Annotated in this window: 9 protein-coding genes, 1 pseudogene and 1 riboswitch; of the genes and pseudogenes, 3 read left to right on the top strand and 7 right to left on the bottom strand. The window is 39.2% G+C overall.

Features of this window, described 5'->3' with window-relative positions:
* The 3 genes and pseudogenes from ACFVSH_RS20000 to ACFVSH_RS19990 all read right to left on the bottom strand — a co-directional run.
* Positions 1 to 607 (bottom strand): annotated as a pseudogene (locus tag ACFVSH_RS20000) (alkyl/aryl-sulfatase); the annotation flags it as partial.
* A gap of 11 nt (positions 608 to 618) precedes the next feature.
* Positions 619 to 1,137, bottom strand: a complete 519-nt coding sequence (locus ACFVSH_RS19995) for a hypothetical protein (RefSeq protein ID WP_387707479.1) — start codon at positions 1,135 to 1,137, stop codon at positions 619 to 621.
* A 383-nt stretch (positions 1,138 to 1,520) separates the two neighbouring features.
* On the bottom strand, positions 1,521 to 2,399 hold the full coding sequence (locus tag ACFVSH_RS19990) for a LysR family transcriptional regulator (protein WP_260286212.1): 879 nt from the start codon (positions 2,397 to 2,399) through the stop codon (positions 1,521 to 1,523).
* Between the two features lie 254 nt (positions 2,400 to 2,653).
* Between ACFVSH_RS19990 and ACFVSH_RS19985 the strand changes: the two genes are divergently transcribed.
* Both ACFVSH_RS19985 and ACFVSH_RS19980 read left to right on the top strand, forming a co-directional pair.
* Positions 2,654 to 3,283, top strand: coding sequence for a chromate transporter (locus ACFVSH_RS19985; RefSeq protein WP_387595775.1), 630 nt, complete (start codon positions 2,654 to 2,656; stop codon positions 3,281 to 3,283).
* Between the two features lie 46 nt (positions 3,284 to 3,329).
* Positions 3,330 to 3,875: a chromate transporter gene (locus ACFVSH_RS19980; protein ID WP_387595772.1), complete on the top strand. Its 546-nt coding sequence runs from the start codon at positions 3,330 to 3,332 to the stop codon at positions 3,873 to 3,875.
* Between the two features lie 216 nt (positions 3,876 to 4,091).
* On the opposite strand, the gene ACFVSH_RS19975 is transcribed toward ACFVSH_RS19980, so the two are convergent.
* The 4 genes from ACFVSH_RS19975 to hutG form a co-directional block, all read right to left on the bottom strand.
* Positions 4,092 to 5,408 carry a Na+/H+ antiporter NhaC family protein gene (locus ACFVSH_RS19975; protein WP_387595770.1) on the bottom strand — a complete coding sequence of 439 codons (1,317 nt, stop codon included), beginning with the start codon at positions 5,406 to 5,408 and terminating at the stop codon, positions 4,092 to 4,094.
* Between the two features lie 192 nt (positions 5,409 to 5,600).
* Positions 5,601 to 5,708: riboswitch (SAM riboswitch) on the bottom strand.
* A gap of 269 nt (positions 5,709 to 5,977) precedes the next feature.
* Complete coding sequence (locus ACFVSH_RS19970) at positions 5,978 to 6,649, bottom strand: SOS response-associated peptidase (protein WP_387595767.1); 672 nt, start codon at positions 6,647 to 6,649, stop codon at positions 5,978 to 5,980.
* Positions 6,650 to 6,709: 60 nt separating this feature from the next.
* The gene (locus ACFVSH_RS19965; protein ID WP_387595764.1) at positions 6,710 to 6,865 is read right to left on the bottom strand and encodes a hypothetical protein; all 156 of its coding nucleotides are present in this window, start codon (positions 6,863 to 6,865) and stop codon (positions 6,710 to 6,712) included.
* Between the two features lie 290 nt (positions 6,866 to 7,155).
* Complete coding sequence (gene hutG, locus ACFVSH_RS19960; RefSeq protein ID WP_387707478.1) at positions 7,156 to 8,112, bottom strand: formimidoylglutamase; 957 nt, start codon at positions 8,110 to 8,112, stop codon at positions 7,156 to 7,158.
* Positions 8,113 to 8,235: 123 nt separating this feature from the next.
* On the opposite strand from hutG, the gene ACFVSH_RS19955 reads away from it, so the two are divergent.
* Positions 8,236 to 8,318 (top strand): LysR family transcriptional regulator (locus ACFVSH_RS19955; protein WP_387707481.1); only part of this gene is annotated, 83 nt, incomplete at its 3' end.

Genomic DNA, 8,318 nt, shown 5'->3' with positions numbered 1-8,318 from the left:
GAATATATTTATACAAATCACGCTGACTTTCCAACTGCTCCAGAACATGGTCCTTTCCCCAAATGGGCCATGTATGAGCGGTAACCATAGCATCTATATCTTCATTTCCAAACAGATCAACCGTTTCATCAAGTGCTTTAACCCATTTTAAGGTATCTCTGGTTTTAGCTCCCCTTAATGTATAAATGTTATGTAACGTGTGTCCGGTGTTTTCGGCTACCACTAAAGTTTTGTAATCTTTGATGTAATAATGCATCTCAGATGGAGCTTCTGAATCCGGCGTCAATAAAAACTTAAAAGTTATTCCGTCTATTTCCACCGTTTGAATATCATCCTTTACTTCCATTGTTGGAGGCAAATAGCTAAAAGTTCCGTTACTTAATCCCGGGCCAATGCCAGAAGTAACAAACCCTCTTTCATTTGCGGGTAAAAGATTTCCAAACATATAACCTGCACGGCGAGACATTATATTACCTAAAAGAATGTTTTCACTTAGAGCTTCATCATTAAAACCTGCGGGAACAATAATGGGCACATTAGCTGGATTTTCAGCGTACTGAGCAATGCCTTTTATACCACCAAAGTGATCCGCATGACTATGACTAATAACAATGGCACTTACCGGTTTTTTGGGTCGATGTTCAAAATAATCTCCATCGCTGCTTTGGCCGTTTCAATTGTAGAAAGTGTATCCAAAACTATTAATCCTGTTTTTCCTTCCACAATGGAAAGCACTGATAAATCCTGGCCCCGAACTTGATAAACGCCATCTACCACTTTAAATAAGCCTGTTATATTTTGTAATTGTGCCTGTCTCCACAAGCTAGGGTTTACAGTATTACTTGCCTGCTGATCTTCTTTGATGAATGAATATCGATTACTATCCCATACTACGTCACCTTTTGAATTTTTTATTGGATTCATATTCAAGGGTGCAATGAATCCTTTATGTGCATCCTTGAAATCTTCCTTGTCTTTAAAATTCAACTGTTCATAAAATGCTTTATTTGCTGAAATAGTTGCATATGTTGCAGGCAATGGCTCACCAGATGAAGCATTTGTAACAGAAGATCCTGCGAGTATAGCAAAAACAATGGGAACGGAAACAATGCCTTTAATAAAAGTTACTTTGGACATTTCATACCCCTTTCTCGTTTGAATAGCAGATATCAGGTCTATATTCCGTGTGTTGAAGAAGTAAACTTTCTCTTATTATAAAAATTTTTAGAATAATATGAATTTATTTTATAATTAATTAACCATTAAGTATATTTCCTATTTCTAATAGTAACTTCAATTTTATTTATATATAAACTGCTTGTTTCCATACTTCGGTTAACCGTAAACTGAACATCCAACTACAAAATGCCCCTCCCGATAGAGAAGAGCTTTTATGATATTTCATGCGGTTATTCAATTCTCTATGACTTTTTCAAGGTAAGGTGGTCCGGGGCACATCGTTAACCACTAAACCGAAAACGCTGCCAAATTGTAATAGTAAACCAAAGTGTCTTTCCTCCTTATTGAAGAAAATGAACAAATTTAGACACCCCTATTTTATTAAAACGATTGTTTTTCCTGACTAGCCATAAATTTCTTGTTATATCTATTCTGGAAATTGACACTTCCCGCAAAAAGCCTTGCTCCAATTCCCTGGCCACTGTCAACCTGGGCAGAATGCTGATTCCAAGTCCAGCTTCAACCGCACTTTTTATCGCTTGTGTGCTGCCAATCTCCATGTAGCTTTCTATTTTTTCTAAAACCCCATGCTCCCTTAACATGTTTTCTACTATAAGCCGTGTTCCTGAAATGGATTCACGCCAAATCATTCTTTCATTCCCCAATTCCTCAAGCTGAATTTCTTTTCTGTCTTTCCAGGGGTGGTCGGATGGACATACCAATATCAATTCGTCCTCGGCGAACTTGTCTACAATAAAATCGCTGTTTTCCACAAGCCCTTCCACCAAGGCCAAATCAATGACATCATTTGTAAGATCCTGCAGAACCCGGGGGGTATTTTTTATCGTTAATGTCACTTTTATTTCAGGCTGTTGTTTTTTGAATCTTCCAAGCAAGCTCGGCAACAAATACTCACCGATGGTCAAGGATGCCCCTACTATGAGGTTTGCATTATACTTGCCTGTTGATTGCTGAATCACTTCTTTTGAATGGTTGAAGTCATTTACAATAGCTTTTGCAAAAGGGTATAACAACTTTCCTGCCTCTGTAACTCTCAGCCTTCCTTCCTCACGGTCGAATAACAAAGTGTTATAATAATTTTCCAGTTGGTGGATTTGTCTTGTTACAGCGGGTTGAGATAGGAAACTTAACCTCGCTGCCTGGCTTATGCTTCCTTCATCCACCACTAAACAAAACATTTTTAGATTTTCTAATTTCAAGAAAACGACCTCCATGTTTTTAGATAGTTCATTAAAATGATAGCATCATAAAGGTAAATGGTGAAATGAAAAAAGAGTGCTGCATCCCTGAATAAGTGAGGCTATTAAATTATTGGCGGCATTCTTTATAAAACGGATAAATCTTCTAGGTATAACGTTTTGTTATACCCGATGATTTTGTTGCAATTTACCCATTCCTTTTTCTTTGATATGTTAGTAATAAGATTTAAACTTAGCGGCAAAGGAAGTGACTGATGTCAATGAAAGGACAATGGAAAACTCTTTTCCTTTTATTTTGGACCTTTTTTAAAATAGCACCTGTCACATTCGGAGGCGGGTTTGCGATGATCCCATTAATCGAAAAAGAAGTGGTCGAAAAGAGGAAATGGATGAAAAGCGAAGAAGTTACGGATGTTTTTGCATTATCTCAGTCCGTACCGGGAGCTGTCGCCATTAACTCCGCCACCTTTATCGGCCATCGAATTGCCGGAATGAAGGGGGCAATGGCAGCCATGATCGGTGTTTCATTACCTACCTTTTTAATTGTTCTGCTCCTAGGCATTTTGTATTTTTTCATTCAGGATAATCCGAAGATAGAATCCGCATTCATATCGATCAGAGCTTCCATAGTAGCCATCATCGCCTATGCGGCTATCAAGATAGGAAAAACGGCTGTTGTAGACAAATCAACTTTCTGTATTTTATTAGCAGGAATTCCGGTCCTCTTCTTTCTTCACCCTGTGATCGTTATAGTGGCAGGGGCTATAGCGGGTATTGTGACAATCTCCATCAAGAGAAAATCAGGATACGATATCAAGTTGGACAGAAAAGATATGACAAAAGAAGAAAATGATTTCGAACCTTACATGGGTGCTGGCATATAGGTAAATCAAAAAGGGCTAACTAATTTTCAAGAAAGCGTGTGATAGAATGATGGAATTGTGGGAGTTGTTTAGCACCTTCTTTATTATCGGTTTTGTATCGTTCGGGGGCGGATACGCCATGATTCCCGTAATAGAATCGGAAGTCTCACAGCATGGATGGATGACGACGCAACAATTTACCGATATAATCGCCATTTCCGGGATGTCCCCAGGACCTGTCACAGCCAATAGTGCCATTCTCGTTGGCTATTCGACTGCTGGATTAGCAGGAGCCATATCATCCGCTCTCGGAATCTTGCTACCTGCTATTATATTCGTGACCGTTATAGCCACCTTCTTCAGCAAATTGAATCATTATCCAGTTATTCAATCCATGTTTTATGGATTAAGACCCATTGTCACCAGTTTAATCCTCTTTGCAGCAATCAGTTTAGCACTTTCCAATCATATGATAGCCCCAAACTTTTCATGGCATACGATAAGCTTATTACTCGTTTTTGGATTATCGTTATTTGCCCTAATGAAATTACGCTGGCACCCAGCTTATGTAATTATACTTTCTGGTTTAGTTGGTGTTGTCCTCTATTCATGACAAATGCCGCACGCAAAACGATTAATAATATGAACCGGAATGAAGCAGTTATTTTGGTTATGAAATAAGTTGTTTACCATAAATTAAAGAAATCCCTAGCAGATGAATTGATTACTTTATGAACACTTATACTGACATAAGTGGGAAGATTTCACCCATACAGAAAACACCCTGTATCCAATGATTCAGGGTGTTTTTTTCATTATTATCCTCTTTTTAATAAGTCCGTTTCTTCGATTCATCATTTCCCGACTGAAACCGTGGATAACCAATCAAGATGGCAACGACTCCACAAAGTCCAATTAGTATTGGGTAATATGAATACGGCAAGATGCTTATGGGAGAGATCTTTGCTACCCCTGCTGCAACAAGCAGCTGTGCCCCATATGGAATCACCCCTTGGATACAACAGGCAAAAACGTCAAGGATGCTCGCCGATTTACGCGGATCAATCCCATACTTTTCAGCGATGTTTTTGGCAAGTGGCCCGGCAATGATAATCGAAATCGTGTTATTTGCCGTTGAAAGGTTCGTCAAACCAACAAGCCCGGCAATGCTGAATTCCGCCCCTTTTTTTGATTTGCTATTTCGTGTCACGAGGTGGAGTAGATAATCGATGCCACCATTATGTTTGATTACAGCAACCATACCTGCAATTAAAATGGCAAGGAAGGAGATTTCATACATTCCCGCCATTCCCTCACCAACTTTTTGAATGACACCCAACGGTTGATAACTTCCATCCGCCAAGCCGATAATTCCGGCAAGGACGATTCCGATGGATAGGACCAGGAACACATTGACTCCTGCCAATGCAGTGATCAATACGCAAAGGTATGGAAGAATCTTCACCCAATTATAAGAATTTTGGGTGATGTCGGCTTGTTCACCCATCGTTAATATTCCTAGGATAGCACATGTGATGATGGCCGCAGGTAAAACGATGAAAAAATTCACCTTAAACTTATCCTTCATTTTCGTTCCCTGTGTTCGAACTGCAGCGATTGTCGTATCTGAAATGAAGGATAGGTTATCCCCAAACATCGCACCACCAATAACAGCCGCCATTGAGAGGGCAAGCGAAATATCGGTTTGCTCGCTAATTCCCACCCCGATAGGTGCTAGGGCTACAATCGTTCCCATGCTCGTTCCCATAGATAGGGAAATAAAACAAGCGATAATGAATATCCCTACCATTAAAAGATTTTGCGGAAAAACCGCTAAGGCAAGATTCACGGTTGATTCAACTGCCCCCATACCATTCGCAACTTCGGAAAAAGCGCCGGCTAAAAGGAAAATGATTACCATTAACATAATATTAGCGTCACCGGCACCTTTACAGAAAATATCAACCTTTTGATTGAAACTTTCTTTCCGATTCATTGCCAATGCAGCTGCTGATGCAATAGAAATGGCTACAATCACCGGAAATGAATAAAAATCTTTAGTGACGATTCCGGACCCTATAAATAAAATTAAAAATACGACAAATGGAATCAATGCCCATGGATTCCCTTTATTGTTTGCACTCATGATGTACACCTCTTTTTATTTTTCCCATGACATGTGTCATAGCCTTTATTCTTTTAACAGTTTTCGCAAATAACGCCAATTTGAGCTTGATTATCCAGTGATGGAGCTATAGCAAAAAAAAACAGCTGTCAGCATAAAAAAGACCCCTTCTATTAAAACAAGAAGAGGTCTTTTAATTTATAAAAAACACCCTCCTTATCTTTCAGGCGAAAATCAGCCTGCTGGATTTGGCACAGCACTCCCATTAAGTCCGCTGCCGAGACATCTTCGGGCCAGTCCCTCCGTCTCTCTTGATAAGAAGATCAAAATTATATAATTTATCAACTATTACGATACCTGTCAGAAAAGTACCAAACTGGAAACTTGCTGTAACCATCTGTGTTTGTTAAAGCGACATCGAAGTCGTTTTGAAAAGCAAATATAAGAGTACAGCATTTTGTCTATTTTCGCAAGGTTTAGTTTTATAGTATTCACATGCACTTCTTACTGTTTGCAGTTAATCAGTACAATGAGTCTTCCACTGATATTTATCCGGGCGGAATTAATATAAAAAGAGGTCTAATGACCTCTCAGCAAATTTGTTGTATTAGATTAGGTGAATTTTTTTTAGTCGAGTTCACATCAGTCGATACCTCAAAAGCTTCCATTTGTTCTGAGTCGAATGACTTTAAATACTGCTGCAGATATGCAGGATCATTAATGGATGGATTCAACCAATCTTTTTCATCTTCTGGTTTAAGGATTACAGGCATACGATCATGAATGCTGGTCATCAGCTCATTAGGAACGGTTGTTATAACGGAGCACGTGTAAATGCTGAGGCCTTCGGGAGATTTCCAGGATTCCCATATACCGGCCATTCCAAATGGAGCATGATTCTTCATTTTTATTCGCATCGGTATTTTTCTTTCTGGTGTCTTTTTCCATTCGTAAAATGAGTCAGCGATTATCAAGCATCTCTTCTTCTTATACGCATTCTTGAAGCTTGCTTTCTCTGCAATGGTTTCCGCTCTGGCATTGATCATTTTATAGCCAACTTTTTCGTCTTTTGCCCAGAATGGAATGAGTCCCCACCGAAGATATCCAAGTCGGTTCATTGCCCCGTCATTAATGACGGATAACACGGATTGGGAGGGAGCAATATTGTAGCTGAATTGGTATTCCTCATCAAATGATCCTTGTATATCAAACCGATCTTTTATTTCTTCAATGTCAGTGAAAAGGGTGAAACGTCCACACATAATATCGCCTACCGTATTAAGATTTATTACAGTGTAACAAATGGAACAAGCAGGCACAAATCAGTGTTCTAAAATCCTGATGTCGGTAAATGGCTGATTAAATAATTCGCTGGAAATCAAAAGGGTGCCAAGGACTTCTCTTTCATCTTCAGCTTTAATGATTTCCGACAAAATCAAGGTACTGCCATTCCTTACCGTTACTTTATATTCATTCATGGAATCCCCCCTCAATAGGCTAGATGGTTGTTATTATAAACTAAAAATCCACAAGTATCAGTATTGAACTCTGGCAGAGTCATGGTTAATCTTCTAATGAAGAGGCAGCATGGAGGTTCCTTTACACCTTAAAGGGTTAGTCGAACAAAGCCCGGGAGCATGAATCCTTGAATTGGCGGCGTAAAAAAGACTGCCCATGAATGAATCATGGACAGTCAGGCGCTGTAAAAGGTTTTTCGCTTCAATACAGATAGATGATTATGGAGATGGCATTTTAGGAAAGCCATTCATTATTTAAAATGAAGTAAAACCTCATTTATTAAATGTGCTGCCAATGTAACGGTTATATTATTTTCATCCAACGAAGGATTCACTTCCGAGATATCAAAGGAGAGGATCTTTTCATTCGATACGATATGCCTGATAATGGCACGGACCAATTTCGGATTCAGTCCAAAAGGCGATGGAGCACTTACCCCAGGTGCGTAGGCTGAATCAATAACGTCTGTACATAATGTAAGAATAATGTAGTCATATTCCTTAGCGAATTCATTTATCCGCCGCTTAGTTTCATCCATTTCATTCAATGACAAATCTTCTTCCAATATGTAATCGACCTTACTTCTCTCGGCAGTTTCAAACAGTGCCTTCGTATTCCCCTGCTTCTGAATTCCGACACATAAATAGCCACAATTTTTATCTTCGTCCAAAATTTGCTTAAACATCGTTCCTGATGAACTCTCTTTTTCATAAGGCCTCATATCAAAGTGAGCGTCAATATTAATGATTCCCAAGCTAGCTTTTGGTCCAATGGATTTCCTAATCCCAAGATAATGGCCATACAGGGTTTCATGCCCTCCGCCAAGTATGATAGGAATCGCTTTACTCTCCAATATCCGGGTAACAGCCGAACCCAGTTGGGATTGAGCGGCCTCCATCTCTGAACCTTCACATATTACATCACCAGCATCCACCAGCTCGGTTTGGGAAGGTAAATGACAGGGTAATTTCGCCAATGACTGCCTAATATGATCAGGCCCTTCTGCTGCACCAATCCTGCCTTTATTCCTTTTGACGCCTTCATCACATTTGAAGCCAATCAATCCAAAGGTCCTGGATGAATTGGAAGAGATGGCCAATTCCGAAATCGGTGCCAAACGTACTCTTTGGTGGTACCTGAAGCTGTCCATGTCAGATTGGGAATCAATTCTTCCATTCCAATAATTTAAAGTCGGATTTGTATACATAATTTCTCCTTTATTTAAAAAATTCCGAAATATCTTTTTTCAAAATTATAAATGAGATAATATATAATTACCAATACAAAATTTCAATATATCTATAGTTTAAGACTATAGAAAGGAGAATATATGGATCTTCGTCAACTTCGATATTTCACTACAATTGTCCGGGAAAAGAATTTCTCAAAAGCAGCAAAAACGCTGCATATATC

It is taken from the genome of Peribacillus sp. NPDC058002, assembly GCF_042886655.1.
GTDB classification, from domain to species: domain Bacteria; phylum Bacillota; class Bacilli; order Bacillales; family DSM-1321; genus Peribacillus; species Peribacillus aracenensis.
Note: the sequence above shows the minus strand (reverse complement) of the source record. Positions and strands in the feature narration are given on the sequence as shown.

Coding starts and splice junctions, on each gene's coding strand:
- ACFVSH_RS19975 (WP_387595770.1), bottom strand. CDS start 5,408: ATGAGTGCAAACAATAAAGGGAATCCATGGGCATTGATTCCATTTGTC.
- ACFVSH_RS19995 (WP_387707479.1), bottom strand. CDS start 1,137: ATGTCCAAAGTAACTTTTATTAAAGGCATTGTTTCCGTTCCCATTGTT.
- ACFVSH_RS19985 (WP_387595775.1), top strand. CDS start 2,654: ATGTCAATGAAAGGACAATGGAAAACTCTTTTCCTTTTATTTTGGACC.
- ACFVSH_RS19980 (WP_387595772.1), top strand. CDS start 3,330: ATGATGGAATTGTGGGAGTTGTTTAGCACCTTCTTTATTATCGGTTTT.
- ACFVSH_RS19970 (WP_387595767.1), bottom strand. CDS start 6,649: ATGTGTGGACGTTTCACCCTTTTCACTGACATTGAAGAAATAAAAGAT.
- hutG (WP_387707478.1), bottom strand. CDS start 8,112: ATGTATACAAATCCGACTTTAAATTATTGGAATGGAAGAATTGATTCC.
- ACFVSH_RS19965 (WP_387595764.1), bottom strand. CDS start 6,865: ATGAATGAATATAAAGTAACGGTAAGGAATGGCAGTACCTTGATTTTG.